This is a genomic window from Enterobacter cloacae complex sp. IR5428, from assembly GCF_049238585.1.
In the GTDB taxonomy this organism is placed as follows: domain Bacteria; phylum Pseudomonadota; class Gammaproteobacteria; order Enterobacterales; family Enterobacteriaceae; genus Enterobacter; species Enterobacter intestinihominis.
The window spans coordinates 325,275-351,932 of the sequence record NZ_JBMKHV010000003.1 but is presented as its reverse complement, the minus strand read 5'-3'; the positions used below and the strand labels follow the sequence as shown (position 1 = coordinate 351,932).

The window sequence follows — 26,658 nt, the reverse complement described above, 5'->3', positions numbered from 1 at the left end:
GTGATTTCTGAAAAGAACCCGAGGAAGGAACGATGATAACAGAAAAGCCTCACCATCCGTATTATCAACAGACCGTTGATGAAACCCTGACAAATATCCAATCCAGCCTGGACGGACTTACCAGTGCAGAAGCCACCGCCAGACTGGAAAAATACGGTGAAAATGCCTTACCGCAAAAACCGGGTAAACCTGGCTGGCTGCGCTTTCTGGCCCATTTCAACGATGTCCTTATTTACGTCCTTCTGGCGGCGGCGCTGCTGAAGCTGATAATGGGACACTGGGTGGATATGTTTGTCATTCTTGGGGTGGCCATCATCAACGCCCTGATTGGACATATTCAGGAGAGTAATGCGGAGAAATCGCTGCAAAGCATTCGTAATATGCTCTCCAGCGAGGCTGTGGTCATCCGGCAGGGCAACCATGAAACTATCCCGACGACAGCGCTAGTGCCGGGAGATATCGTGGTGATACGCGCCGGGGATCGCATTCCTGCCGACCTTCGCGTAATAGAGGCGCACAACCTGCGGGTGGAAGAAGCTATTCTTACCGGCGAATCCACGGTAGTGGAGAAAAGCAGCGATGCGCTCCACGGGGAGTTGCCGTTAGGCGACCGTTACAACCTGCTTTATTCTGGCACCACCGTCAGCTCCGGCGGGGGAAAAGGGCTGGTGGTGGCGACCGGTGGGGAGACCGAACTCGGCCATATCAACCAGATGATGTCGGACATTGAAAAACACCGTACCCCGTTGATGGTGCAAATGGACAAGCTCGGCAAGACCTTTTTTATCACCATTCTGGTGATGATGCTGGCGCTGTTCGTTTTCAGTCTTATCTTCCGCGATATGCCCGTTTCAGAGCTGGTGCTGTCGCTGATTAGCCTTGCGGTGGCGGCGGTGCCGGAAGGTTTACCGGCCATTATCTCTATCATCCTCTCGCTGGGCGTGCAGGCGATGGCGCGTCGCAAGGCGATTATTCGCAAGCTGCCTACCGTGGAAACGCTGGGGGCGATGACGGTGATCTGCTCGGATAAAACCGGCACCCTGACCATGAATGAGATGACGGTAAAAGCGGTGATTACCGCGGACACCACCTACCGCGTGGAGGGAGACAGCTACGAGCCGGTGGGCAATATTCACCCTGTTGACGATCCAACACCGGTAACCGTGACCCAGGGGTCTGTGCTGGAGCGCTATCTGCGCACCGTCGATCTCTGTAATGACAGCCAGCTGATCAAAGATGAGCAGGGGCTGTGGAAAATCACCGGCGGGCCTACCGAAGGCGCGCTGAAGGTGCTGGCGGCAAAAATCCCGCTTCCGCCAATTGACGCCGAATTGCGCAGTAAAATCCCATTCGATTCGCAATATAAATACATGTCCACCCTGTATCGCCTGGGCGACGAAGAGGTGATGTTAATCACCGGTGCGCCGGACGTCCTTTTCCGTCTTTGCCAGCACCAGCAGACTCAAAACGGGCTGGAGCCGTTGAACCTGCACTATTGGGAAGAGAAGATTGAAGAGTATGCGCGCGAAGGATTGCGCATGGTGGCTGCGGCCTGGAAACCGGCCGCCAGCGGGCAGCGCGAGCTGACGCATGCGGATCTGCAAGAGGGGGTCATACTGCTCGGCATTGCGGGCATGATGGATCCCCCGCGCCCGGAAGCCATTTCGGCCATTGCCGACTGCTTGCAGGCGGGCATTCGCGTGAAAATGATTACCGGGGATCATCCACAAACGGCGATGAGCATTGGTCAGATGCTGGGTATTGGCAACGCGGCGAGCGCCATTACCGGGCGCGAACTGGAGGCGATGGACGACCACCAGCTGAGCGAGGCGGCGCAAAAATACGATATCTTTGCCCGAACCAGCCCGGAAGATAAATTCCGTCTGGTGCAGGCGCTGCAAAGTAAGCAGGAAGTGGTCGGGATGACCGGGGACGGCGTGAACGATGCGCCTGCGCTGAAGCGGGCGGATGTCGGCATCGCGATGGGGATCAAAGGTACTGAAGTCACCAAAGAAGCCGCCGATATGGTGTTAACGGATGATAACTTTGCCACCATTGCCCGGGCGGTCCATGAAGGGCGTCGGGTCTACGACAACCTGAAAAAGACCATTCTGTTCGTTATCCCGAGCAACATCGCCCAGGCCCTGCTGATCATTATTGCCCTGCTGGCGGGGAACCTGATCCCGTTAACACCGGTACTGATCCTGTGGATGAACATGGCAACCTCGGCAACGCTGTCGTTTGGTCTGGCGTTTGAAGCGGGTGAGAAGGACATCATGAACCGGCCGCCGCGTAAGTCTAACCTGCACGTGATGGACGGTTACGCCATCTGGCGCGTGGTGTTTGTCGGCCTGATGATTGCCATCAGCGCCTTTGTGCTGGAGGCCTGGCTGCAACCGCGCGGTTACTCGGCGGAGTTCATCCGCACCGTGTTGCTGCAAACGCTGGTCACTGCCCAGTGGTTTTACATGCTCAACTGCCGCGTCACCGACGGCTTCTCCCTGAGTAAAGGTCTGCTGGCTAACAAGGGCATATGGATCGTGAGCGGCGTACTTCTGGCCCTTCAGCTTCTGATCGTCTATGCGCCGTTTATGCAGATGTTGTTCGGTACCGAAGCGCTGCCGTTCCGCTACTGGATCATTACCTTCCTGATCGGGTTCGCAATGTTCATGATTGTTGAAGCGGAAAAAGTCCTTACCCGGAGATGGCGCACGACGAAAGGATAACTGAATGAGTAGGCTAAGCCTGCCCACCGGCAGGCTTTCTCTTTGACCGAGTACAGAACACTATGATTCGATTTGCCGCGTTCGTTTTTACGCTTTGTATACTGGTTCCCGCTGCATCTGCTGTAACCTACCCACTCCCTCCCGAGGGGAGCCGCCTGGTGGGAGCGCCGATAACTGTCACCGTTCCTGAAGGCAATACCCTGCCGCTCGAAGCGTTTGCAGCGCAGCACGGGCAAGGGTTAAGCAATATGCTGGAAGCTAACCCGGGGGTAGATCCGTTTTTACCACGTGCCGGTACAGCGCTGGTGGTGCCGCAGCAGCTTATTCTGCCGCCAATCGTGCGTGAAGGGATTGTGGTGAACGTCGCGGAAATGCGTCTTTACTATTATCCACCCGGCAGCAACACGGTTGAGGTGCTGCCTATTGGCATTGGTCAGGCCGGGCGCGAAACGCCGCGTAACTGGGTAACCGCCGTTGAGCGCAAACAGGAAGGCCCAACCTGGTCACCCACGCCAAATACGCGACGTGCTTACGCGAAGGAGGGGAAAACGTTGCCCGCGTTCGTGCCCGCCGGGCCGGATAACCCGATGGGGCTGTATGCCCTTTATATCGGCAGGCTGTACGCGATCCACGGTACCAACTCAAATTTCGGCATTGGCCTGCGCGTCAGCCAGGGCTGCATTCGCCTGCGTAATAACGATATCAAATACCTGTTCGATAACGTTTCGGTGGGGACGCGGGTACAGCTTATCGATCAGCCCGTAAAAATGACCACCGAGCCGGATGGTAGCCGCTGGGTAGAGGTTCACGAGCCGCTTTCACGCAATCGCGCGGAATTTGAATCAACCCGAAAAGTGCCGCTGCCCATTTCGGCCGCGCAAAGGACGCAGCTGATAAGTGAAGGGGCGGGCGCTGAGCTGGAACGGCGGTCGGGGATGCCGGTGAGGCTTGCAATGCCCGGTGGCGTTGCGCTTACCGGGCCTACAGGACCGTAGGTCGGGTAAGCAGAGCGCCACCCGACAAACTTACCAAACGCAGAAAAGCAAAAAGCCTGCTTTAAAAGCAGGCTTTTCAAATTTGGCTCCTCTGACTGGACTCGAACCAGTGACATACGGATTAACAGTCCGCCGTTCTACCGACTGAACTACAGAGGAATCGTGTGAACGGGGCGCATATTATCGACCTGCGTACGCCTTGTCAAAGGATGGATCGCCGACTTTAGACTGTTTGCTGACAAAAACAGCAAACTGACGTTTTTGCCAACGGAATGCACCATTATTGTGCAGATATACCCCGAATGGGGCAGATCGGAATCCGTTGTCACTGTCTGAAAACAGGCACCAGCGATTGGCTTTCCTTATTTTCAGCCGCTTAGCAAAGATATTTATTCGCTGCCAAAACCTGGCATCCATATTGCAAAACCTGTTTAACAACACAGCCGTTACCGGCACGCTATTTTCGAACAGGGGGCAACATGAACTTAAGACGACTGAAATACTTCGTAAAAATCGTCGATATCGGCAGCCTGACCCAGGCGGCTGAAGTGCTGCATATCGCGCAGCCTGCGCTGAGCCAGCAGGTCGCGACTCTGGAAGGCGAAATGGACCAGCAACTGTTGATCCGCACCAAGCGCGGCGTAACGCCTACCGAAGCGGGAAAAATTTTATATACCCATGCCCGTACGATCCTGCGTCAGTGCGAACAGGCGCAGCTGGCCGTGCACAACGTAGGTCAGACCCTGAGCGGGAATGTCTCCATCGGCCTGGCGCCGGGAACGGCCGCATCGTCGGTAACCATGCCGCTGCTTCAGGCGGTGCGCGCGGAGCTACCGGAAGTGCTGGTTTATCTGCATGAGAACAGTGGTTCCGTGCTCAATGACAAACTGCTCAACGGTCAGCTGGATATGGCGGTGCTGTACGATCGCTCACCGGTTGCCGGGATCACCAGCCAGCCGCTGCTGAAGGAAGATCTTTATCTGGTCGGGACCCGTGATTGCCCCGGCCAGAGCATTGATTTAACCGCCGTGGCAGAGATGAACCTGTTCCTGCCGCGCGACTACAGCGCCGTGCGTGTTCGCGTTGACGAAGCGTTCTCGCTGCGCCGTCTGACGGCGAAGATTATCGGGGAGATTGATTCCATCTCCACGCTGACTGCCGCCATTGCCAGCGGCATGGGGGTAACGGTACTGCCCGAGTCTGCCGCACGTTCACTGTGCAGCGCGGCGAATGGCTGGATGGCCCGCATCACCACGCCATCCATGAGCTTACCGCTGTCGTTGAATATGTCCGCGCGCGGCTCCCTGTCACCGCAGGCGCAGGCGGTGAAAGAGATCCTGATGTCTCTGGTCAGTAAGCCGTCGCTGGAAAATCGCGAGCTGCAACTGGTCAGCTGATATTCCAAATAAGCATAAGATGCTGGTTTTTATTATTTGTTCTCCAGCCCGGCTGACTCTAACAATAGCCTTATGTCAGATGCGCCGGAGTGAATTGTGAATTTCCAGCAACTTAAAATTATTCGTGAGGCGGCCAGGCGGGATTACAACCTGACCGAGGTCGCCAACATGCTTTACACCTCCCAGTCAGGCGTCAGCCGACATATCCGCGAGCTTGAGGAGGAGTTAGGCATTGAGATTTTTATCCGTCGCGGCAAGCGCCTGCTGGGCATGACGGAGCCAGGCAAGGCATTGCTGACCATCGCTGAGCGCATTCTCAACGAGGCCAGCAACGTTCGTCGGCTGGCAGATCTCTTTACCAACGACGCGTCAGGTGTGCTGGCAATCGCCACCACCCATACGCAGGCGCGCTACAGTCTTCCGACCGTTATCAAAGCATTTCGTGAGATCTTCCCGGACGTACGTCTGGAACTGATCCAGGGCACGCCGCAGGAAATCGAAGTGCTGCTGCATAACGGTGGGGCAGATATTGGTATCGCCAGTGAACGGCTGAGCAACGACCCGCTGCTGGTGGCGTTCCCGTGGTTCCGCTGGCATCACAGCCTGCTGTTACCCGCCGATCACCCCCTGAATCAGGTTTCGCCGTTGACGCTGGAAGAGATCGTCAAATGGCCGCTGATTACCTACCGGCAGGGCATTACCGGACGCTCGCGCATTGATGAAGCGTTCAAGCGTAAAGGTCTCACACCGGACGTGGTGCTGAGCGCGCAGGATTCCGACGTGATCAAAACCTACGTCGAGTTAGGGCTGGGGATTGGCCTGGTGGCCGAGCAGTCTGGCGGAGAATATGAAGCCGGAAATCTGGTGCGCCTGGATACGCGTCATCTTTTCGACGCGAATACCGTCTGGCTGGGGCTAAAGCGCGGGCAGCTTCAGCGCAACTACGTGTGGCGGTTTATCGAGTTGTGCAATGCAGGGCTGTCCGTGGATGAGATCAAACGCCAGGTGATGGAGCCGGAAGAGGTGGCGATTGATTATCAGATTTAACTACGCGTCTGCCCGGTTGCGCTTTCCGGGCTTGTATTCCCCCTTCACCCTGTTTCTCCTTTATTTCTGAAGACGGCTTCCATATTTTGCATCCTTAACCTGCATACCAGCCAATCTGTCTGCATAATCGGCACTATAGTTTTGCATCTATATAGTTTTTGATCTATGTTGCACAAGGAGGTCCCGTGTGGGCGATTAAAACTACGGACAGGTTTGACAACGGGTTCACCTCATTAAACGATAGCGAGAGAGCCAGTGTACTGGCTGCGCTACTTGTTTTGCGGGAGAAGGGACCGGGTCTGTCCAGACCGTATTCCGATACGCTGAAAGGCTCCCGCCACAGCAACATGAAAGAGTTGCGTATCCAGAGTAAGGGTGATCCGCTGAGGGCATTTTTCGCTTTCGATCCGAACCGTACGGGTATTGTACTGTGTGCGGGCAATAAGGTCGGTAATGAAAGGCGATTTTACGATGAGATGCTCCTCGTTGCGGATCGGGAATACACTCGCTGGCTGAACACATTAAAAGAGAGGAATTAACGCGATGGGCAGAACCCTGGAGCAGCTTATTGCAGATGAAAAACCTGAGGTTGTTGCCAGCGCACAGGCAATGGCAACGGATATTTTGCTCAATATCCATCTGGCCGAGTTACGTGAAAAAGTGCAAAAAACGCAGGTAGATATGGCCAGGGCGTTGGGTATTAAACAACCTACTGTCGCCGTCATGGAAAAGGCAGGACGCGATATTAAGCTTTCTTCTTTGAAACGCTACGTTGAGGCCGCCGGAGGGAAGCTACGGCTGGATGTAGAACTGCCCGATGGTTCTCATTACGAGTTTGTGTTGTAACCCACAAAAGCAAAAAGCCTGCTTTAAAAGCAGGCTTTTCAAATTTGGCTCCTCTGACTGGACTCGAACCAGTGACATACGGATTAACAGTCCGCCGTTCTACCGACTGAACTACAGAGGAATCGTGTGAACGAGGCGCATATTATCGACCTGCGTGCGCCTTGTCAAAGGGGAAAACACCGTTTTTGTTCGTTTGCCGACAATTTCAGCAAACCGATGATTTAATAGCAAATTTGCTTTCAAATTGCACAGCAAATCGCGCCGCCCGCAGACAGGCGGCGCGCAGGATCAGAACAGAACGGAGTAGTTCAGACCAAACGTACGTCCACGGCCTTTATAAGTATAAAGACCCGGTGCACCGTAGGTTGGACTATACAGCCCCGGTGCGCGCTGGCCCCAGGCGGTGGTGTAGTCTTTGTCCAGCAGGTTCTCCACGCTGAAGCTGACTTTGCCCACCGGCAGGGCGTAGCTACCCAGGAAATCAACGGTGTTATAGCCATCAATCTTCTTACCGTCGGCGTCAGACACGTCGAAGGTTTGTGTGCTCTGCACGCGCAGGGCCCAGTCGCCCGGCGCCCAGTTCACCCATGCGCTGGCTTTCGACGGGCTGGCGCTGTCGACCGTCAGCTTCTCCCATTTCCCGTTTTCACGCGTTTCGGACTTGATGGCGTTAAAGTTCGCCCCGGTGCTCCAGTCGCTGTCGGTGAAGAAATAATCCACCTGGCCTTCAATCCCATAGATACGACGTTTGTCGTCTTCCAGGTTGATGGTCATGTCGCTCTTGTTGATGGTGATGGTTTTATCCGAGAGCGAGTAGTAGGCCGCCACCTGGGTACGCAGGTTATCGCCGGTGAAGCGCCAGCCCAGCTCGTAAGCATTGACCTTAATACCGTCCAGCGTTGAGTCGTTCACGTTCACGCTGTTTTGCAGGCGATAGTGACCATCGACCAGCTGATAGGTGCCGGAGCCGTAGTACTTCGCCAGGTCCGGAATTTCGAAGCCCTGGGAGAAGTTAAACCACAGCTGTTGCTGTTCGGTCAGACGTCCAAGGATCCCGGCGTTAAACAGGAAGTTGTTGTAGTCGGTTTTCCCGCCCGGCACCGCGTCAGCGGAGGTGGCTTTGCCCGTGGCGATTGCCTGCTGCTGGGCGTAACCGACAAAATCGTCCACCTTGTTTTCGGTGTACTGGTAGCGCACGCCGCCGCTCAGGGTGATAGCGTCAATGTCATAGCTGGCTTGCAGGAACGGCGCGAGGTTGGTAATGCTGTATCCCGGGTAACGGCCCACGTTGTAGGCGTTGTCCAGCTCCATGCCGCCGCTCGCCGCCGCTTTGCTTAAGTCGAAGAACTGCTGGTTGGCGTCGAACGTTTCGTGATCGGCATCCACACCCCAGGTGAGGGTCAGGTCATCCATCGGCTTGCTGTTCAGCGTCAGCTTGCCGCCGTAAAAATCGGTTTTCTGCTGGGACGCGCCAATGCTGGTCACCGCGCCTTTGCTCAGCGTCGGGAACGGGTAGTAGGTCAGGCTCTCATCACGGTAGTAAATCTGCGCAACCAGATCCTGCCCCCAGAAGTCGGTGTTCGAGTACTGCAGGTTGATCAGGTGACGCTCTGTGCCCGGGATACGGTCAGAGTTCAGGTTGTCTTTGTTATAGGCTTTGGCATCGCCCGTGACCGCAGCGAAATTCTCTCCGAGGAACAGGCCGTGCTTGCCGTCGGATTCGCTCTTGTAGTACTGGGTGGTTAACTGGAGCTGCTGATGATCGTCGATGTTAATGGTGCCCGTTCCCATCACGTCGATACGGTCGGAATACTGTAAGCCGGTCTGGGTGTTATCGATAATCACCTCGTCGCCGTTGCCGTCATACCAGCCGCCGTAGCGCTGATAGGAGACCGACAGACGTCCAGAGGCGTTGTCGTTGCCGCCGCTCACGGCTGCTGAGACGTTCTCATCATGGTCGTTATGGCTGTTAAACCCGCTTTTTGCCCCGGTCTGGAACTCCACTTCGGTCTCCGGCTGGCCTTTTTTGGTGACGATGTTCACCAGACCGCCGGTACTGCCGCCGCCGTACAGCGAGGTGGCGCCGGAAATGACTTCGATACGGTCAATGTTGAACGGATCGATAGAGTCGAGCTGGCGGCTGTCGCTGCGGGACGAGTTCAGACGCACGCCGTCCACCATCACCATCATCGAGCGACCGCGCAGGTTCATGCCGTAGTTGGTACGTCCCTGGCTGCTGACGTCCATGCCGGGGATCAGCTGGGCCAGCACCTCTTTAATCTCTTTCCCGCCCTGAACCTGCTGCTCAATTTCCGCCCGCTCTATAACCCAGGTGGTTTGCGCCATCTCTGCCACGCTGCGATGTGCCCGGCTGGCAGAAACCACAATATCTTCTTCCTTTTGTTCTTCCGCCCACGCAGAGGTAGAAAGCATGGCAAGCAAGCACGGATTTAAAACCCAAAGATGAGAACGTTTCATTGTTATGTTGATCCTGAATGTGTGTGTCAGTACTCGGTGGTCTTCATTAATGATTTAAAAACCTGGCTGCTCTCCGGGCTGGTGGTGCTCCGCCAGTGGATCACGCCGGGGGTGGTTGCCAGTTCAAACGGCTCGTCATCGTGAGCGCGATTCAGAATTCGCGCCGCGCGCCAGGCCATCAGGCTGAGCTGGGGTTCGGCAATACCGAGACGGTGCATCCCGGCATTGACGGCAAACAGGCGGTTGCTCTGCGGGCCGTCCCATTCAAGGGTAAAATCGTTGTTGATGCAGAAGGCTTCATCCTCATCCAGACGCAGTCGGGAAGAGAGCGGGGCGAGAAACGCGGGCTGCACGGCGCGGTAGCCGGTGGCGAAAATCACCACATCGCTCTCCAGCTGTTCGCGCCCGCCGTCCAGGTGATGCTGGATGCTGAGGCGCTGCCCGTTCTCCTGGCGCGTCAGCGCCGTCACCGAGCGGGACGGCATCAGGTGCGCCCAGGGTTTTTCCCGCAGCACTTCGAAGCGGTGATACATGGCACGATAGATGGCCAGCAGCGACTCCGTGGTGATCCCGTCGGAGGTCATCTTCTGCTCCTGCAACATCTGGCGACGGGCGTCGTCACCGAGGGTGGAGAAGCTGTCCACATACTCCGGCGTGAAATACTCGTTAGCAAACGCGGCTTCATCCAGCGCGTTGTAGTTGTTGCGACGCGAGATCCAGTTGAGGCTCAGCGGCTGGCCCCATTCCCCACGGAAGATATTCAAAAACAGATCCGCACCGCTCTGGCCGCCGCCGACGACGGTGACGCGCTTGCCTGCTAAATCCGGCGTGCGCAGCATCATTTCGCTGGCATGGAAGCAGGTGTCGTCCTGCGCGGTGACGCAGTCTGGCAGATTGATCTGCTTCCCAATCCCCACGCAGACGTGGCGCGCCAGGAAGCGATCCCGCTGGGTCACGACCTCAAACAGACCGTTTTGCTCATCAAAGCTGACCTGCTGCACCTGCTGGCTGAAGGCCAGATTAGTCAGGTTATCCGCCGCCCAGCACAGGTAGTCGGCAAACTCCTCGCGCGAGACGGTGCGCTGCTCGGTAGTGAGGAAACGGTAGAACTTTTTGCGCTGTACCAGGTAGTTCAGGAAGCTGTGGCGGTTGGTTGGCTCCACGGCGCTGACCAGATCCTTCAGGAAGCTGGTCTGCATATGGCAGTCCGGTACCATCATTCCCGGGTGCCAGGAGAAGTGCGGCTTGCGTTCAAGAAACAGCGAGCTAAAACCGTCCAGCCCCTCTGCCAGCGCGGCAATACTGAGGTTGAACGGACCGATACCAATGCCGATGAAATCATAGGTTTTCATTGCGCTGACTCCTGGGAGACCAGAAAAAGAGGGTTATCAAGATCGCAGACGTAGTTCGGCAGCATGCGGTTGCCGCCATCGTGTTCAGAGAAGGTCAGTTTGACCGGGTTGAGGATCACGCGAATAATCTGCGGCTTAAACAGGTCGAACTTCGCGAAGCGCGCCGCAAGATCCGGATGGGCGGCCATATAGCGACGTAATACCTGCGCCAGGATCTGATAGAAGCGGGTTTCGCTCACGCCAGTTTGCAGGGTGAGACGGGAAATAAAGCGCAGCACCGTGACAAAGTTGCCGGTTTGCAGGTCGTGGATGATGTAATCCGCACTGAGGCGTGCGGTGACGGCTTTTACCTGCTCCGGCAGGCTCTGCGCCTGCGGGAAATCCTCGTCCACCAGGCGCATGTCGCCCTGGAAATCCTTCAGCAGAATGCGCTGTGGGACGTAATCTTTCATCACCAGCGTGACGTTCTGGCCGTGGGCGATGAGCGCCACCCCGTAGCGGCAGAGCAGGTGATAGAAGGGGATCACCGTCGCCTCAAACAGCTTTTCCAGCCATGCGTCAGCGGTTAACCCCGAGCGTTTGATCCATGCGTCAATCAGCGGGCGCCCGTCGTTATCGGTTTCCATCAGCGCGGCCATCAGCACCGCCTGTTCGCCATCCTGTAAATAGCAGGATGGGTTCTCGCGCCAGATCACCCCCAGCATCTCCTGATAGCGGTACGGCGCCTCAGGCAATGCGGCATAACCCGGATGCGACAGATATCCGGCTGCGGGTTCGCCAAGCACCTGCGCCCCGGAGTGAATCAGCGTGGCATCGCTGGCGAACTGCTGCTGTAGCCAGCGCGAGGCCAGCGGACCGGCGGCAATATACTTGCCCGGAATACCGCGGTAGCAGGAAGTGTTGTAGATGGTCAGCGGCAGCTTGATGTCATACGGCGCGCGACGGCTGGCGTTGGTCAGCGTGCGCAGGGACTGCTGCGCCAGATACTCATCGCCGAACTCTCCCAGCTCCACCATCTCACCGCGCGCGAGCTGTGCCAGGAAATGAATGGCAATTTTTTGCTGCCACTGCCACGGATGCAGCGGCACCGGCAGCCAGCTGTCGTCCAGATCCAGTTCCTGCCATCGGGCGTCGAATCGGTTGCGCTCGGCATCATCCATGGCGCTGGCGAGCAGGGTGTTGATATCGCAATCGGCGTCACTGCTCCAGACCAGACGATCGCGTTGCACGGCGACCCAGTGCAGACGAAAACGCCCGCGATATTCCGGCGCGTAAAGGCGCAGGGCATCCAGCCCCCAGCCGCGGCGTCCCTTGTTAAAAATAAACTTCGGGTGACCGCGCATCAGGCACTGTAGTTCGTCCGGGTCGAGGTGGATCAGCGCATCGGCATCCAGCGTGTCACGCGCCTGCAACAGCTGCATGTCGCCCCGCAGCGTGGCGTAGAGATCTTCCATGTGCTCCGCCGTTTGCGCGTCGCTCATCTCCAGCACGGTGGCCAGTTGCAGCAGCGCGTTTTCCGCTTCGACCGCCGCGCCGCTGGCGGTGGTCAGGGTATCAGGATCAATATGCAGCCAGCCCCAGATCCCACGCGTGGCGCTAAACTGCCAGGTCGCGTTGCCCATACTGATGCGCCAGTAGTCCGCCGAAACCGGCTCGGCGCGCAGGGTGCGTTCATATTCCAGTTCAGCGAGGATCTTCGCCACCATCTCGCGGTTCACTTTCTGCCAGAGCGCGTTCACAGTTCCACCTCATGGAAGAAGCGGTGACGCTCGCTCATGATGAGACGGGAGCGTTTGTGCGGGAAGTCGAACTCTTTCACCGTGTCGAAACCGGCAGACGCCAGATGGCGGAACAGACGCTGGTTGTCGAAGCGCGGTTCCGCCACAATGCGCGCCGTACGCGGTTCATCGAGATACAGATAGTGGCTGAGGCCACGCAGCCAGCTGCGGATATACTGCGCCCCGCGCCAGTTCTCTTCGCCCACCAGCATATGTAGCCCGCGGTCAAACGGCTGCCAGCGGTAGTGGCGGCCAATGCGGTCTTCCGCCGCCCAGTAGAGTTCAAAATAGCCGAACGGCTGGTCGTCAAAACAGCCGATCACCGGGTAACAATAGGTCGAGTCGAGCTGACGGCGCAGGTAGTTTTCCTGCTCGGCCTGCGGGCCCGCCATCTCCCAGAAGGCGTTCACGCGTGGGGTGTTCATCCAGCGGGTAAAACGCTCGCCGTCCAGCGCCACGTCCGCCACGCGAAAGCTCAGGGTGCGCTTAATCTGCGGATCGTAACGGCGATACACTTCGCCCTGCGGACGATGAGGGCGCAGCGGGAAGTACAGCTGACGGCTTTCATCAAACTGCATTCCGCCGCTCGCCTGCGGACGTTCGCCTTTCAGCCACAGCGGCAGCTGCCAGAAAATTTCGCGCGCCAGATAATCCCCGTTTGCGAGGCTAAACAGCGCCTGCGCCTGAGGTTCATCCTGCCAGGCGGCCCACGGCAGGGTAATGCCGGTCAGGGCGGGGGAGGCTACAAACAGCTGGTCGAGGGCGTCCACCAGCCAGCCGTCCGGGAGCCCGGCCAGACGCGCAAGGACCGCGCTGCCGTCAAGACCCAGCGTCAGCGGCAGGTTTTGTTCCATGGCCGTACAGCGAAAGCCGTAGCCGGAATGGACGATGTTCGCGTTTGCCATCACGCCTTCTCCTTATAAAACGGGTTGCTAAAGTCGAAATAGATCACCGCCGGATCGACGATGGTGTTTTCGTTGCGATCGTGCAGGTAGCAGAAGAAGTTGCCTTTGCAGTTCCAGGTCGGGCTGTCGAGCACATAATCAAGGCAGCGGGTCTGCTTCGCCGTCATGCGCAGTTTGGCCAGCGCGTCACGCACGCGGGGCATCAGGTTCTCTTCGCTGTCGAAGCCGGCAGCGGCGAGCGCGGCGGTGACGGCAAGGGTAGAGTTCAGCAGCAGGTAATAAGGGAAGTAGCGCAGCAGCTGGCTCTCACCGAAGCGGTTTTCCACCTCGGTTTCGCCTGCCTCTTTCAGCCACGCGTCGGCCCCTTCGGTCCAGGCGCTGCCCTGACAATCGCGGTAGATCAGCCCAACGGGGAAATCCTGCTGCATCTCAACGAGGATATTTTGCTGGTGGGCCAGCAGGACCAGACCGTAGTCCGCCTCGGCGCTGAACAGCGGAAGCAATACACGGTCGCAGTAGGCGTCCAGCCAGCAGCGGGCGGCCTGGGCGAGCGGGAGATCCAGACGCTGGCTCAGACGGCGCACCGCTGCCGCCAGCAGGCTGTCGCCGCCGTCCGGTGCCGCCTGGGTCAGGCTCACCAGCACGTTGGTTTGGGTATCTGGCGTATCAAACAGCAGGTTGACGCGCAGGGCCATCAGGCTCTCTTCCTGAATGACGCCGCTTTCATCGCGCAGCCCGGCCCAGCCGTCTTCCTGCATCACGCGCATGGTCGGGTAGCGCGCCTGGAGTTCCTGCCAGCGTGCCGTTTTCGCCAGCCGCGCCAGGCGCATGCCGCGCTTAACTTCTTTGACCGACAGCGTGCGCACGGAGTTGGTCAGCCGCACGCTGAGGGAAAACTTAATCATGTCGCTATTGGTTTCGCTGTACAGCGAGCGGGAAGAGCTGGTAGGCAGCCACTGTGCGCCCGCCTCGCCAAGATCCCGCAGGGTGCCTTTTTCAACCAGACGCTGGCACCACGGCTGCTCCAGCAAATAGGCAGCCTGCCACGGATGCATCGGCAGCAGCCAGCGGGTGTCGGTGAAGTGGCCGAGAAGATCCGGCGCACTCTGGGCCGCGAAGCGCAGCAGACGTTCACGCAGGGAGACGTTCAGACTGTCCCCGGCAATCAGTTCATGCTCAACCGCAAACCAGCGCAGCGGGAAGCGCGAGGCGAAATCCGGCAGATAGCGGCGCGCCTCGGCCTCGTTAAACGGCTCGTGCGATTTTGGGGCAGGATGAAAAGCATGGCCGACCAGCAGCGCCTGTTCCGCTTCGGCAAAGGTCAGCGGCTTATCGCGCAGGTTTGCCCAGTTGTGGCGTAAATCAATGGCCTGCCAGGTGTGCGTATGGCTCTCCAGGACGCGCTGCTTAAAGCGGGCCAGCGTATCGGCGTCCAGAGCGCCTTTTACTGTCTCTTTTTCAAGAATGAAATCAATCAGTTGATGGAATGTGACCGTGTCACCGCCGTCGCTGTCAGCCTGAATCAGCGTGGCCGGGAAACAATACTGGTGATGCTGCGTGGGGGAGAAATAGCGTACCGGAACCCGGATGGCCTGGGTTGGGGAGAGCGGGATATGTATCTGCGATAACTCATCCGCACGGGTTGCGGGAAGATAGTGCCAGTCCTTCGTTTCGCGCAGCAGCGCGTTCAAAAAACACTGGGCCGCAACATCTGTACCGGCGGAGCGGGGCAGAGCACGCATAGATGTACCTCATTCCATGACTGATAATAATTCTCGTTATGATATTCATTCTGTTTACAGCCGCAACTATTTTTGCAATATTTGTTTTCATAAACTTCATAATTTCCACACATTTATTGACATTATCTTCACAATTCTATGCGCACCTGTACTGAGAACATCACAGACAATATGGCCCCGAAGGCAAACTGGCCCCTTGCACTGGGCGCCGGTTTATTGGGTATCGGACAAAACGGTTTGCTGGTCATGCTGCCGCAGCTGGTCTCCCTGACCGGACTGTCGCTCTCCGTCTGGGCCGGGCTGCTGATGTTCGGCTCGATGCTCTTTTTACCCGCATCGCCCTGGTGGGGACGCCAGAGCGAGCGGCACGGCTGTAAGGTCGTGATGCTGGCCTCGTTAGGCGGCTATCTGGCGAGCTTCGTCCTGATGGCGCTGGTGGTCTGGGCGATGGCCAACGGCGCGCTGAATGCCCTCTGGGGAATGGCGGGCCTGGTTCTGTCGCGCATGCTGTACGGCCTGACGGTATCGGGGCTGGTGCCTGCGGCCCAGACGTGGGCCATTCAACGCGCGGGGCTGGATAAAAGGATGGCGGCGCTGGCAACGATAAGCTCTGGCCTTAGCTGCGGGCGTCTGCTGGGACCGCCTCTGGCCGCGCTGATGCTCAGCGTCAGCCCGGTCGCACCGCTCTGGCTGATGGCGCTGGCGCCGTTTATCGCGCTGCTTCTGGTGCTGCGCGAAGCCGCCGATCCCCCGCTGCCGCCGGTGGCGCACCAGTCGACGCGGTTACAGGCCTCTATGATGCCTTTCCTGCTGCTGGCGCTGCTGCTGGCGGCGCTGGTCAGCCTGATGCAGCTTGGTTTATCGCCGCATCTTCATCCGTTATTTAATGGCGATGCCGTGCAAATCAGCCATCATGTCGCCCTGCTGCTGAGCCTGGCCGCGCTGGCGACCCTGGCGGCGCAGTTTCTGGTGGTACGCCCGCAGCATTTTAGCCCGAGGGTTTTACTCTTAATTGCCGCGGTCTTGATGGTGGCGGGGCTTGGGCTGATGTGTCTCGCCAGTTTAGCCCTGTTCTACGTGGGCATTGTCATCACCTCGCTGGGTGCCGCCATGGCCACGCCGGGATACCAGCTTTTGCTCAACGATCGGCTGACGACGGGCAAAGGGGCAGGGGTGATCGCCACCAGCCATACGCTGGGGTACGGGGCCAGTGCGCTGCTGGTACCCGTGGTGACGCGCTTTTACGGTGAGCAGTTTTTGATTACTGCCGCATGGGGAATGGCGCTGCTGTTTCTCGCGGTGAGCGTGTGGGTACGATCGACCGATCGTACCCCTGCTGAACATTAGTGGAACGGATGAGAGGAGGTGCTGGCTGCGTCCTCACTTTGCCGCAGACGCTGGAGCGGATCCTGCTGGTAAAACTGGCAGAAACGCTGCCACAGCGCCGGGAAGCGTGGGGCGAAAAGCTCAGGTGCGCTAAAGAAATACTCGGACAGCACCGCGAAGCACTCGGCGGGATCGGTCGCGGCATAGGCATCAATGCTGGCCGCGCTTTCACCCACCAGGTCTATCTCATCCTGAATGTTTTCCATCGCCGCGTGCAGGTCGTGCTCCCATCCCGCGACTTCACGCAGCGGGATCAGCGGCACGCCGCTGGCGCGATCGCCGTTGCGGGTATCCAGCTTATGCGCTACTTCGTGAATGATCAGGTTGAAGCCCGAGGCATCGAACGAGTCCTGAATATCCAGCCAGTTGAGGATGATCGGCCCTTGCTGCCAGCTCTGCCCGGACTGCACCATACGCTGGTTGTGCACCAGCCCGATGTCATCCTCCCACTCATCATCGACGATAAACGGCGCCGGGTAGATCAGCACTTCGTGGAAGCCATCCAGCCATTCGATACCCAGCTCCAGTACCGGCAAGCAGAAGAGCAGGGCGATGCGCGAATTTTTAAGCGGATCCAGTTCGAAGCCCTGTAGCGGCACAAGCCGTTTTTGCTGTAAGAAACGCTCGGCCAGCTGAATCAGCTTTGATTGCTCTTCAGGCAAGAGATTAGCCAGCACGGGGATCGCCAGAGCCTCATCCCAGGGCAGCGCCATATTTCGACCAGCTTCGTTCGTTTTCCAGGGCCACTTAATCATCGCTTTGCTCGTTACTCGCACGTGAACAAAATGGAAAGGTCAGGGGCTGTTAGCATGCCAACATACTCTGTTAAGCAGTATGACACTCCTCTTCGGCGGCATGCAGACTGGCAGCCTGTTTAAGAGGAATCCAGCCCGCATAAACTATCACTATGTGCCGTAAGGTTGATAGCGCTTTAGGGGTATCCCCTTCATTTTGTGAAGTATGTCGTACGCGGCTATGATAAATCTCTTCTTACCCTACCGTGCTTAAGGATCCCGTCAGTATGCCCGTCAATTTTGACCTCAACGATCTCTATGCCTTCCGCGCTTTACTGGAATACGGCAATTTCCGTCTTGCGGCGGAGTCTATTTGCCTTTCCCAGTCGGCGTTGAGTCGCAGAATTGAAAAGCTGGAGGCGGCACTGGGGACAAAACTGTTCGACAGAACCACCCGGCGCGTCACGCTGACCCTGTATGGACAGACCTTTGCCGACCGGTGCGGGCAACTGCTTGTCGACGTGGAGTCCATGCTTTCGGATATCGATAAGGCCAGCGAGGAGCGCACGGGATTAATCACCGTGGCGACAGTGCCGTCAGCCGCCTGTTACTTTATGCCGGATGTGATCCGCCGCTTTCAGTCTCGTTACCCCCGCGTGCGCATTAAACTTATCGACAGCAGCGCCGGAAATGTTATCGAGGCCGTCACCCGCGGACAGGCGGATTTTGGTATCAGCTTTGCCCGGAGTTTACAGCCCGATATCGAGTTTGTCCCGCTGGTGGAGGACGTCTACGTGGCCGCCTGCCGACGAGACAGCCCGCTTGCAAAAAGAAAAAGCCTGACGTGGCAGGCTTTTTATCAGCAGGATTATATCGGTCTGGATAAGACCTCCGGCAACCGCAATCTTCTCGACCAGCGGGTCGGACATATTCGGCCTGAGCGCCCCAGCATCTGCGAAACGCGGCACGTGACGACTATGCTCGGGATGGTTGAAGCCGGGATCGGCATTGCGGCCGTTCCCGCCATGTCAATGCCCCGCGCAGAGCATTCGCTGCTGACGTCGGTGCCTTTAACAGAGCCAGAGGTCAGGCGAACCGTGGGGTTGATTCGCCGCCGCGGGCGGATCCAGTCCTACATTGCTGCCGAACTCGAAACGCTGATCACCGAGCAGTATCGCGAGGTGCACTGACGGGCGTTAAGCCCGTTGCCGTAATGACGCTGGCCGCCTGTGGCGAGGAGAGAAAGGCCAGCAGCGCTTTTCCCTGTTCGGGATGGTCGGCCTTCTGCGTTACGGCTCCGGCGAAACGGGTAATGTACTGCATGTCGTCAGGCAACTTACCCACAAACGTCACGCCCGGGACCGGCAGAAGCTCGCTCACCTGCTGAAAGCCGAGATCGTATTTCCCTTTTGCCACTTCAGACGCCACCGGGATGCGCTCAACCCGGTGCGCTTTATTTTGGACCTGGCCGTCGATGCCCAGCTTACGGAACAACTGGCTCTCAACATACCGGCCGCTGGCGCTGTCGGAATAAGCCATGGAATGCGCCTTCAGCAGCGTTTGCCGCAGGGCGGGTACCGTACTGATATCCGGCACCGGCGCGCCCGCTTTGACGACCATCCCGACGGGCGAATCCGCCAGCTCGACGCGGGAGCCCGCCGCCGTCCTGCGATCCTGTTCCAGTTTCGCCAGCGCATCTCCAACCATAATCACCACGTCCGCTTTTTCGCCCCGGGCGAGCCGGGCCGGAATGGCCTGCGGTGTTTTGCCCATCGACGGGCCGGAGACCACAATGAGCCTGTCGCCGCTTTGCGCTTCGTACTGCGGCGTCAGCTTTTCCAGCGCCGCTTTGAAGCCGCCAGAAATCATCACCGTTACATCCTGCGCAAGCGTGCCCGCGCTGAGGGTGGCGAAGGTCAGGGCGGCAATCACCGTTCTGAATGTAAGCATGAGGGATCACTCCTTAACGGCGGTTTGCAGGATTAACGTGCGACGACGATAGAGATAAAGCGTTGCCAGCAGGGCGCAAATGGCGGCAAAGCTCATCCAGTAGCCCGGGGAGGCTTTGTCGCCGGTGTACTCAATTAAGGCGGTAGAAATCACCGGCGTGAAACCGCCAAAGACCGCCGTTGCCAGGCTATAAGCCAGCGAGAAGCCCACCACGCGCACCTCTGCTGGCATGATCTCCGTCAGGGCCGGGATCATCGCGCCGTTATACAGGCCGTAGAGGAAAGAGAGCCACAGCAGCACGGTCAGCATCATGGAGAAACTCGGGGCTGCCGCCAGCATCGTCAGTGCCGGATAGCTGGTCGCCAGCGCCAGCAGCGTCATGGCGATCAGCACCGGTTTGCGTCCGAAGCGGTCCGACAACGCACCGCCTATCGGTAGCCAGATGAAGTTAGAAATGGCTACCAGCAGCGTGACCAAAAGACTGTCCGAGGCGCTGAGCATCAGGACTTTTTTACCGAAGGTCGGCGCGTAAACGGTGATCAGGTAAAACGCGGTGGTGGTCATCGCCACCATCAGCATGCCCGCGATGACTACTGGCCAGTTGGCGAGCAGCGTTGTGAAGACCTGACGCATCGCCAGATGGTGGCGACGGGCGCTGAATTCCTCGGTCTCTTCGAGCTTGCGGCGCAGGAAAAAGATGAACGGCACAATCAGACAGCCAAACAGGAACGGAATACGCCACCCCCATTCGCGAATGGCACTCTCTTCCAGCACCATATTCAGCGCAAAGCCCATCGCCGCCGCGATCATAATGGCGACCTGCTGGCTACCCGACTGCCAGCTGGTGTAGAAACCCTTGCGGCCCGGCGTGGCGATCTCCGCCAGATAAACCGAAACCCCGCCCAGCTCGGCGCCTGCCGAAAAGCCCTGCAACAGGCGGCCGGTCAGCACCAGTAGCGGCGCCCACAGGCCAATGCTCTGATAAGAAGGGATCAGCACAATCAGAAAGGTTCCGGCGGCCATGATCGACAGGGTGACGATCAGCCCTTTACGGCGGCCCACTTTATCAATGTAAGCCCCCAGCACAATGGCCCCGATCGGACGCATCAGAAAGCCCGCGCCAAAGACGGCGAAGGTCATCATCAGCGACGCAAATTCACTGCTTGCCGGGAAGAACGTGTGGGCGATGTAGGTGGCATAAAAGCCGAACAGAAAGAAGTCGAATTGCTCAAGAAAGTTGCCCGACGTGACGCGGAAAATCGCGCCCGCTTTCGAACGAACCGTTGCAGGTGAGGTTGAGGAAACCATAATTATCTCCAGTTTTATAGTGACGTTATGCTCGTCTGTTTCTGAAAACTGGATCAGGAAGTGGAAATTGATAAGCGCAAATCGCGCATGGACTGATGCGTGTGGTGCATTAATGACAAAGCGTTGACCAGTATTTACATATTCAACAATAACTTAACATTTCAGTAATCTGTTATTTACCACATTTCGCTAAGTTGCTGATATATCAGTTTTGTGACACCGCGCAGGTGAGAAGCCAGGCGGGGCCTGGCTTGGGATTATCAGCGCAGCGCGTTCGCAATCGCGCTAAACATCAGCGACGCTTCCAGCGGCTGGGCGCTGAATGACGGCTCTGCCTGCGGCCAGGTGGACCACTGGACGATAACCAGATTTTCTTTCTGATTAACCACGATCATCTGACCAAAAATACCCAGCGCCCACAGGGAATCCTTCAGCGAATTTTCGACTTTCGGCTCCACGTTTGTGGCGGTGGCCGGCACTTCGTTGTTCCACCACTGGTAGCCGTACAAGCCCTTCGGATGCGCGGCGGACACCGATCCTTTGGCCTGTGTCCAGGCTGAGGAATGTTTCACCCAGCCCTCGGGGAGGATCTGCTTTCCGTCCGGCAGTGTACCGTTATGCAGGATAAACTCCCCGAAACGCCCCCAGTCTTCCAGCGTGGCGTTAAATCCATGCGCACCCACGTCGTGCTGGCCTTTGCTGTAGGCATGCCACACGCCGTCGCTCGCCATACCGTACGGCTGCCAGATGCTTTTCTCCAGATACGCCGCGAGCGTCATGCCGGTGGCGCGCTCAAGCACATCGCCTAACAGCCAGGCGCCACCCGAGGAATAGGACCAGTTTTCACCCGCCGGGTGTTCACGGTGTAATCCTTTCACCAGGGTGCGCACGCAGTCGTAGGTGCCCGGTTTCGCTTCGCATTCGGTAAGCCGGGCGAAGTCTGACTGCGGGTTAGTGTAATCTTCGTTCCACGCCACGCCCGAGGTGTGGGTGATGAGCTGTTTTAGCGTTACGCCCTCCCAGGCGGTGCCTTTTAAATCCGGTTCGTACTGGGTGATGAGGTCGTCCAGGGAGTGGATTTTACCCTCTTTTATCGCAACGCCCACCAGCGCGGAAACCACCGATTTGCCCACGGAACGCGACGTCCAGAGCGTTGAGTTGGTATTGCCTTCTCCCAGGTATTTATAGGCCACTTTGCCATTTTTCAGCACCAGCATGCCGCTGACGTTCTGGCGTTTCAGGTAATCCTGAAGATTGTAAATCTTACCCTTCACCTGATAGCGGGCATCGGTGAGCGGTTTTTCTGCGGGCAGCAGCGGCGTTGCGTTGCCGTGGCGGAACACATCGCCCGCGTAGTTGCGGTAGTCATTGCGAAAGCCCACCACGCGATCGGCCTGGCTCCAGGTGAGCATGGTATGTGCGTCCGGGAGTCTGGCATCGAAAGGCGCCGGACAGGTCGTGAGGTCGGTACCGTTGCAGGCCGCCATGACGGCGGGCGAGAGCAGGCTGCTGACAACCAGCGCCGCGAGCAGCGTGCGGTTTGTTTTGATTTTCATATTTATCTCGTTTGGCTCAGGAAGGACTTCAGTTTAAGAACCTGCGGCCTATAATAAAAAACGCGTTATGGGGGAAAATCCCCCGGAAAAATCGCGTGGAGAATGACGTGGCATCACTGATCTATTCCTTTGCCCAACTTGAAGCGTTCACCGCCGTCGCTGAGCACGGCAGCCTGATGAAGGCGGCCAGTAAACTCGGCAAAGATCGTACAACCTTGCGGGATCTGATCGATTTTCTTGAGGATGGGCTGGGCTACGCTCTGTTCCTGCGGGAGGGGCGCAGCCTGCGCCTGACGCCGGAGGGGGAGCAGCTTCAGCGGCAGGCGCACCTGCTGATGCGGCAGGTCAAAGCATTTGAGGCGTTTGCCCGATCGGTGCCGGACAGCGCCACGCAGGACATTGCACTCGTTTACGATCCGTTCACCCCCAGAGCTTTTTTACAGGCGCTGATTGCCACACTGGCGGCGAAAAAGATCCGCCTGAGCCTGACCAGCGCATCGCGCGATGAGGCGGAAGCCATGCTGGCGAACGGTCAGGCCGATCTGGGGATCTGCCAGGCGCGCAACCGCAGCGTGGGCAATGAGATGGAGTGGCGGGCGCTGGGGGCGATCGAAATGGATTTTTACGCCGCAACGGCGCTTTTTGCGGAGGTTGCGTCGCCGGTGTCGCTGCTCGATCTCTCTCTGGTTCCGCAGGTGATTATGCATGCCGCGTCAGATGAGCCGGTTGCCCGTCGCCTGCAAATTTCAGGGCACACGCTTTTCACTAACGAACTGGAGATGCTGCGCGGCCTGCTGGAGAAAGAGTGCGGCTGGGGATTTTTGCCGACGCATCTTCAGGCGGCGCGATGGCAAAACGTAAAAAGGCTGCACACCGAAGTGGGCAGCCAGGGGATCGGTCAAACGATGGTGACGATCTGGAAACCGGGCAGCGACAAGCGCGGGTTAATTAATGAAACGCTGTCGCTGCTGCCATCATTGTGGAAAGACTCAGCGCTGTGAACAGCCTTTGCACTGCTTGTTCTGGATCTGCTGGAAGAAATCGTTGCCTTTGTCATCCACCAGGATAAACGCCGGGAAGTTCTCCACTTCAATTTTCCAGATCGCTTCCATTCCCAGTTCCGGATACGCCACGCACTCCAGACTCTTGATGCTGTTTTGCGCCAGCACCGCCGCCGGGCCGCCGATGCTGCCGAGGTAGAAGCCGCCGTGTTTATGGCAGGCGTCCGTCACCTGCTGGCTGCGGTTACCTTTCGCCAGCATGATCATGCTCGCGCCGTGGGATTGCAGTAAGTCCACATAGGAGTCCATACGTCCCGCAGTGGTCGGGCCGAGTGAGCCAGACGCGTAACCTTCTGGCGTTTTGGCTGGGCCTGCATAGTAAATCGGGTGATCTTTGACGTACTGCGGCAGGGCTTCGCCGTTATCGAGCAGTTCTTTCAGCTTCGCATGGGCGATGTCGCGCGCCACAATAATGGTGCCATTCAGCGACAGGCGGGTGGAGACCGGGTGCGCGGAAAGCTGCGCCAGAATGTCGGGCATCGGCTTGTTCAGATCAATGCTTACCACGTCGCCTTCTCCCTGCTGGCGCAGGGATTCAGGAATATACTGGCCCGGATTGTGCTCCAGCTTCTCAATCCAGATCCCCTCGCGGTTAATCTTCGCCTTGATGTTGCGGTCGGCGGAGCACGAAACACCCATGCCGATCGGGCAGGAGGCACCGTGGCGCGGCAGACGGATCACGCGAATATCGTGCGCGAAGTATTTCCCGCCAAACTGCGCGCCAAGGCCGAGGTTTTGCGCTTCCTGAAGCAGTTCCTGCTCGAGCTGGACGTCGCGGAACGCCTGGCCGTGCGCATTGCCTTCGGTTGGCAGGCCATCATAGTAGCGCGCAGAGGCGAGCTTGACGGTTTTCAGCGTGGCTTCCGCTGAGGTGCCGCCGATAACGAAGGCGATATGGTAAGGCGGGCAGGCCGCGGTGCCGAGGGTCCGCATCTTCTCAACCAGATAATTTTTCAGCTTCGCCGGGGTGATCAGCGCTTTGGTTTCCTGATACAGATAAGTTTTGTTGGCGGAACCGCCGCCTTTCGCCATGCAGAGGAATTTGTACTCGTCACCATCCACGCTGTAGAGGTCGATCTGCGCGGGCAGGTTGGTGCCAGTATTCACCTCTTTATACATATCCAGCGCCGCATTCTGCGAGTAGCGCAGGTTGTCTTCAATATAGGTGTTATACACGCCCTGGCTCAGCGCGGCTTCGTCACCGCCGCCGGTCCAGACGCGTTGGCCTTTCTTACCCATAATGATTGCCGTGCCGGTATCCTGACAGGTGGGCAGCACGCCTTTCGCCGCAATCTCGGAGTTGCGCAGGAATTGCAGGGCGACGTACTTATCGTTCTCGCTGGCTTCCGGGTCGCTCAGAATAGCCGCAACCTGCTTCTGGTGAGAGGTGCGCAGCATAAACGCTGCGTCGTGGAAGGCCTGCTGGGCCAGCAGGGTCAACGCCTCTGGCTCGACTTTCAGCACTTCCTGACCGTCGAACTCGGCAACGGAAACGTGCTCTTTGGTCAGCAGATAATATTCGGTGTCGTCATGCGCGAGTGGGAAGGGGTTCTGGTAGATAAAGGGTTTGTTTGACATAGCTTGCTCCACAAAAATTTAACCGCCGGAGGAAATGTCCGGCGGTCAGAAATCAGAACATCATGGACATCCACGGGTAACCAATCAGCAGCAGAGCTGCCAGGAAAATGGCACCGAAAATGGTGCCGAGGCGCCAGTAGTCTTTGGTTGGCAGGTAGCCGCTACCGTAGTAAATCGGGCTTGGGCCAGTACCGTACGGGGTGATGATCCCCATCACGCCCAGCGAGGTCACCATCAGCAGGACGAACACTTCCATATTCATGCCCGGAATGGTGGAGGCGATGGTCAGCATCGCAGGCAGCAGCGCGGTAGTGTGCGCGGTGGTGCTGGCGAACAGGTAGTGCAGCAGGTAGAACGCCAGCAGCAGGACGATGGTGGCGACACCCGGCGAGATACCGCTCATTAGCAGGCCGCCTTCTTTACCCAGCCAGCTGATAAAGCCGGTGGAGGAGAGACCATCCGCCAGCGCCACCAGGGTGGCGAACCAGACGAAGGTATTCCACGCGGCTTTGTTGCCGGTGATGTCGTTCCACTCCAGCACGCCGGTCCACAGCATCAGGCCAACGATCAGCAGGGCAGCCATGGCCGGTTCAATCCACGCCGCGGCGAAGATCCACATCAGCAGCGCGCAGCACACGAACACCAGCAGCAGGATCTCATTGCGCGACAGTTTGCCCAGTTTTTCCAGTTCGCGGGTCGCCCACAGTGGTACTTCATTGTTTACCTTCACTTCTGGCGGGTAGAACCAGTAGGCCAGCAGCGGCATGGTCAGGATCAGCAGGATACCCAGCGGCAGGAAGGCGAGGAACCAGGTCCCCCAGGAGATATCAATTCCAACGGTGCTTTTCACCAGCGCCAGTGCCAGCAGGTTAGGTGCCAGAGCGGAAAGGAACATCGAGCTGGTGATACAAGCCGCGGTGATTGCCACCCACATCAGATAGGAACCGATTTTGCGCGCGCTTGGGTCGTTGGGTTTTGAACCGTACAACGGCGGCAGGTTAGCGATAATCGGGTAGATGGTCCCGCCGCTGCGCGCGGTGTTGGACGGGGTGAACGGGGCCAGCAGCAGGTCCGCAAACGTAATGGCGTAACCGAGCGTCAGGCTGCGACGGCCCAGGTACTTCACCAGAATCAGCGCCAGACGGCGGCCGAAGCGGGTTTTGTCGTAGCCTGCGGCAAACATAAAGGCACCGAAGATCAGCCACACGGTGGAGTTACCAAACCCGCTCACCGCCCATTTAAAGGAGGCGCCCGCCAGCTTGAATTTCGGGTCAGCCAGCTGTTCGGGGCTAAAGAGCACCCACTGGCTGCACAGCGCAATCGCCACCACGCCGGTGAGGCCGATTACGGCGCCCGGCAGAGGTTCGAAAATCAACCCGACGATGACGCCAACAAAGATGGCGAAGTAGTGCCACGCATAAGGCGGCAGACCTTCCGGAACGGGGACAAACAACAGCAGGACGGCGACAATGACGGGCAGGGCCATCATCAGCAGGCGTTTTGCTGTTCCATTTGATGCCAGATTCGCCGCAGGAGGCGTTACAGCAGTTTTTGTTTTCATAGTTTCACGTCTTAAGTTGTCAAAAATTCGTCGTACAGCGAAAACACAAATTCGATTGCTTTATTCGTTTTGCTTTTTTTAGTTATTTAAGGTGCGTTTTTGTGTTTTCAGTAATAGCGATTTAACGCATTTTTGTTTGCGCTAAATAAAAAATGATGATGTTTTTATATTGCGCCTTTGGATGCCATTACTATTGATCGCGATCAAAAAAACAGAATTGAGGACGTAATTTTATACTTTTTATAATAACCACTCTGA

Annotated in this window: 20 protein-coding genes and 2 tRNA genes; 9 read left to right on the top strand and 13 right to left on the bottom strand. The window is 57.7% G+C overall.

All coding sequences use genetic code 11. The features are described 5' to 3' along the window. The first annotated feature begins 32 nt into the window (after window positions 1-32). Both ACOTXC_RS06375 and ldtA read left to right on the top strand, forming a co-directional pair. The gene (locus ACOTXC_RS06375; protein WP_421767502.1) at window positions 33-2,726 is read left to right on the top strand and encodes a cation-transporting P-type ATPase; all 2,694 of its coding nucleotides are present in this window, start codon (window positions 33-35) and stop codon (window positions 2,724-2,726) included. A 62-nt stretch (window positions 2,727-2,788) separates the two neighbouring features. Then, window positions 2,789-3,721, top strand: coding sequence for a L,D-transpeptidase (gene ldtA, locus ACOTXC_RS06370; RefSeq protein ID WP_421767501.1), 933 nt, complete (start codon window positions 2,789-2,791; stop codon window positions 3,719-3,721). An 83-nt stretch (window positions 3,722-3,804) separates the two neighbouring features. Here ldtA and ACOTXC_RS06365 read toward each other — a convergent pair. After that, window positions 3,805-3,880: transfer RNA gene (locus ACOTXC_RS06365), tRNA-Asn, on the bottom strand. 320 nt (window positions 3,881-4,200) lie between these two features. Here ACOTXC_RS06365 and nac point away from each other — a divergent pair. The 4 genes from nac to ACOTXC_RS06345 all read left to right on the top strand — a co-directional run bounded on the left by nac (window position 4,201) and on the right by ACOTXC_RS06345 (window position 7,011). Beyond that, window positions 4,201-5,118, top strand: a complete 918-nt coding sequence (nac, locus tag ACOTXC_RS06360) for a nitrogen assimilation transcriptional regulator NAC (protein ID WP_022648585.1) — start codon at window positions 4,201-4,203, stop codon at window positions 5,116-5,118. 96 nt (window positions 5,119-5,214) lie between these two features. Continuing rightward, a complete protein-coding gene (cbl, locus tag ACOTXC_RS06355; RefSeq protein ID WP_421767500.1) occupies window positions 5,215-6,165 on the top strand; it encodes an HTH-type transcriptional regulator Cbl in 951 nt (316 codons plus the stop codon). A gap of 185 nt (window positions 6,166-6,350) precedes the next feature. Further along, a complete protein-coding gene (locus ACOTXC_RS06350) occupies window positions 6,351-6,704 on the top strand; it encodes a type II toxin-antitoxin system RelE/ParE family toxin (protein WP_421767499.1) in 354 nt (117 codons plus the stop codon). Between the two features lie 4 nt (window positions 6,705-6,708). Then, the gene (locus ACOTXC_RS06345) at window positions 6,709-7,011 is read left to right on the top strand and encodes a helix-turn-helix domain-containing protein (RefSeq protein WP_017383313.1); all 303 of its coding nucleotides are present in this window, start codon (window positions 6,709-6,711) and stop codon (window positions 7,009-7,011) included. A gap of 45 nt (window positions 7,012-7,056) precedes the next feature. On the opposite strand, the gene ACOTXC_RS06340 is transcribed toward ACOTXC_RS06345, so the two are convergent. From ACOTXC_RS06340 to ACOTXC_RS06315, 6 genes are all read right to left on the bottom strand, one after another. After that, window positions 7,057-7,132, bottom strand: a tRNA-Asn gene (locus tag ACOTXC_RS06340). Between the two features lie 167 nt (window positions 7,133-7,299). Then, complete coding sequence (locus tag ACOTXC_RS06335) at window positions 7,300-9,489, bottom strand: TonB-dependent siderophore receptor (protein ID WP_038416341.1); 2,190 nt, start codon at window positions 9,487-9,489, stop codon at window positions 7,300-7,302. Window positions 9,490-9,515: 26 nt separating this feature from the next. Beyond that, window positions 9,516-10,841, bottom strand: a complete 1,326-nt coding sequence (locus ACOTXC_RS06330; protein WP_023306541.1) for a lysine N(6)-hydroxylase/L-ornithine N(5)-oxygenase family protein — start codon at window positions 10,839-10,841, stop codon at window positions 9,516-9,518. After that, window positions 10,838-12,580: an aerobactin synthase IucC gene (iucC, locus tag ACOTXC_RS06325; RefSeq protein WP_421767498.1), complete on the bottom strand. Its 1,743-nt coding sequence runs from the start codon at window positions 12,578-12,580 to the stop codon at window positions 10,838-10,840. The genes ACOTXC_RS06330 and iucC overlap by 4 nt, the downstream gene beginning before the upstream one ends. Further along, complete coding sequence (locus ACOTXC_RS06320) at window positions 12,577-13,524, bottom strand: GNAT family N-acetyltransferase (RefSeq protein ID WP_171932829.1); 948 nt, start codon at window positions 13,522-13,524, stop codon at window positions 12,577-12,579. Before ACOTXC_RS06320 ends, iucC begins: the two co-directional genes overlap by 4 nt. Next, window positions 13,524-15,266, bottom strand: coding sequence for an IucA/IucC family protein (locus ACOTXC_RS06315; protein ID WP_421767497.1), 1,743 nt, complete (start codon window positions 15,264-15,266; stop codon window positions 13,524-13,526). Before ACOTXC_RS06315 ends, ACOTXC_RS06320 begins: the two co-directional genes overlap by 1 nt. Before the next feature lie 138 nt (window positions 15,267-15,404). Between ACOTXC_RS06315 and ACOTXC_RS06310 the strand changes: the two genes are divergently transcribed. Then, window positions 15,405-16,613 (top strand): MFS transporter, encoded by a 1,209-nt coding sequence (locus tag ACOTXC_RS06310; RefSeq protein WP_022648579.1) that lies wholly within the window; start codon window positions 15,405-15,407, stop codon window positions 16,611-16,613. Here the strand turns inward: ACOTXC_RS06310 and mtfA are convergent. Further along, on the bottom strand, window positions 16,610-17,407 hold the full coding sequence (gene mtfA, locus ACOTXC_RS06305) for a DgsA anti-repressor MtfA (RefSeq protein ID WP_022648578.1): 798 nt from the start codon (window positions 17,405-17,407) through the stop codon (window positions 16,610-16,612). The genes ACOTXC_RS06310 and mtfA overlap by 4 nt on opposite strands. 266 nt (window positions 17,408-17,673) lie before the next feature. Between mtfA and ACOTXC_RS06300 the strand changes: the two genes are divergently transcribed. Beyond that, window positions 17,674-18,576 (top strand): LysR family transcriptional regulator, encoded by a 903-nt coding sequence (locus tag ACOTXC_RS06300; protein ID WP_045308605.1) that lies wholly within the window; start codon window positions 17,674-17,676, stop codon window positions 18,574-18,576. On the opposite strand, the gene ACOTXC_RS06295 is transcribed toward ACOTXC_RS06300, so the two are convergent. From ACOTXC_RS06295 to ACOTXC_RS06285, 3 genes are all read right to left on the bottom strand, one after another. After that, window positions 18,548-19,336 carry a substrate-binding domain-containing protein gene (locus tag ACOTXC_RS06295; RefSeq protein ID WP_155025896.1) on the bottom strand — a complete coding sequence of 263 codons (789 nt, stop codon included), beginning with the start codon at window positions 19,334-19,336 and terminating at the stop codon, window positions 18,548-18,550. The two genes, ACOTXC_RS06300 and ACOTXC_RS06295, sit on opposite strands and share 29 nt — an antisense overlap. 6 nt (window positions 19,337-19,342) lie before the next feature. Next, window positions 19,343-20,644 carry an MFS transporter gene (locus tag ACOTXC_RS06290; RefSeq protein WP_421767496.1) on the bottom strand — a complete coding sequence of 434 codons (1,302 nt, stop codon included), beginning with the start codon at window positions 20,642-20,644 and terminating at the stop codon, window positions 19,343-19,345. 260 nt (window positions 20,645-20,904) lie between these two features. Then, on the bottom strand, window positions 20,905-22,200 hold the full coding sequence (locus tag ACOTXC_RS06285; RefSeq protein ID WP_421767495.1) for a serine hydrolase domain-containing protein: 1,296 nt from the start codon (window positions 22,198-22,200) through the stop codon (window positions 20,905-20,907). A gap of 95 nt (window positions 22,201-22,295) precedes the next feature. On the opposite strand from ACOTXC_RS06285, the gene ACOTXC_RS06280 reads away from it, so the two are divergent. Beyond that, window positions 22,296-23,201, top strand: a complete 906-nt coding sequence (locus ACOTXC_RS06280) for a LysR family transcriptional regulator (RefSeq protein ID WP_193543696.1) — start codon at window positions 22,296-22,298, stop codon at window positions 23,199-23,201. Here ACOTXC_RS06280 and fumA read toward each other — a convergent pair. Both fumA and ACOTXC_RS06270 read right to left on the bottom strand, forming a co-directional pair. Then, window positions 23,190-24,839 carry a class I fumarate hydratase FumA gene (gene fumA, locus ACOTXC_RS06275; RefSeq protein ID WP_022648572.1) on the bottom strand — a complete coding sequence of 550 codons (1,650 nt, stop codon included), beginning with the start codon at window positions 24,837-24,839 and terminating at the stop codon, window positions 23,190-23,192. The two genes, ACOTXC_RS06280 and fumA, sit on opposite strands and share 12 nt — an antisense overlap. Before the next feature lie 52 nt (window positions 24,840-24,891). Further along, window positions 24,892-26,400: an anion permease gene (locus ACOTXC_RS06270; protein WP_022648571.1), complete on the bottom strand. Its 1,509-nt coding sequence runs from the start codon at window positions 26,398-26,400 to the stop codon at window positions 24,892-24,894. Window positions 26,401-26,658 lie beyond the last annotated feature (258 nt).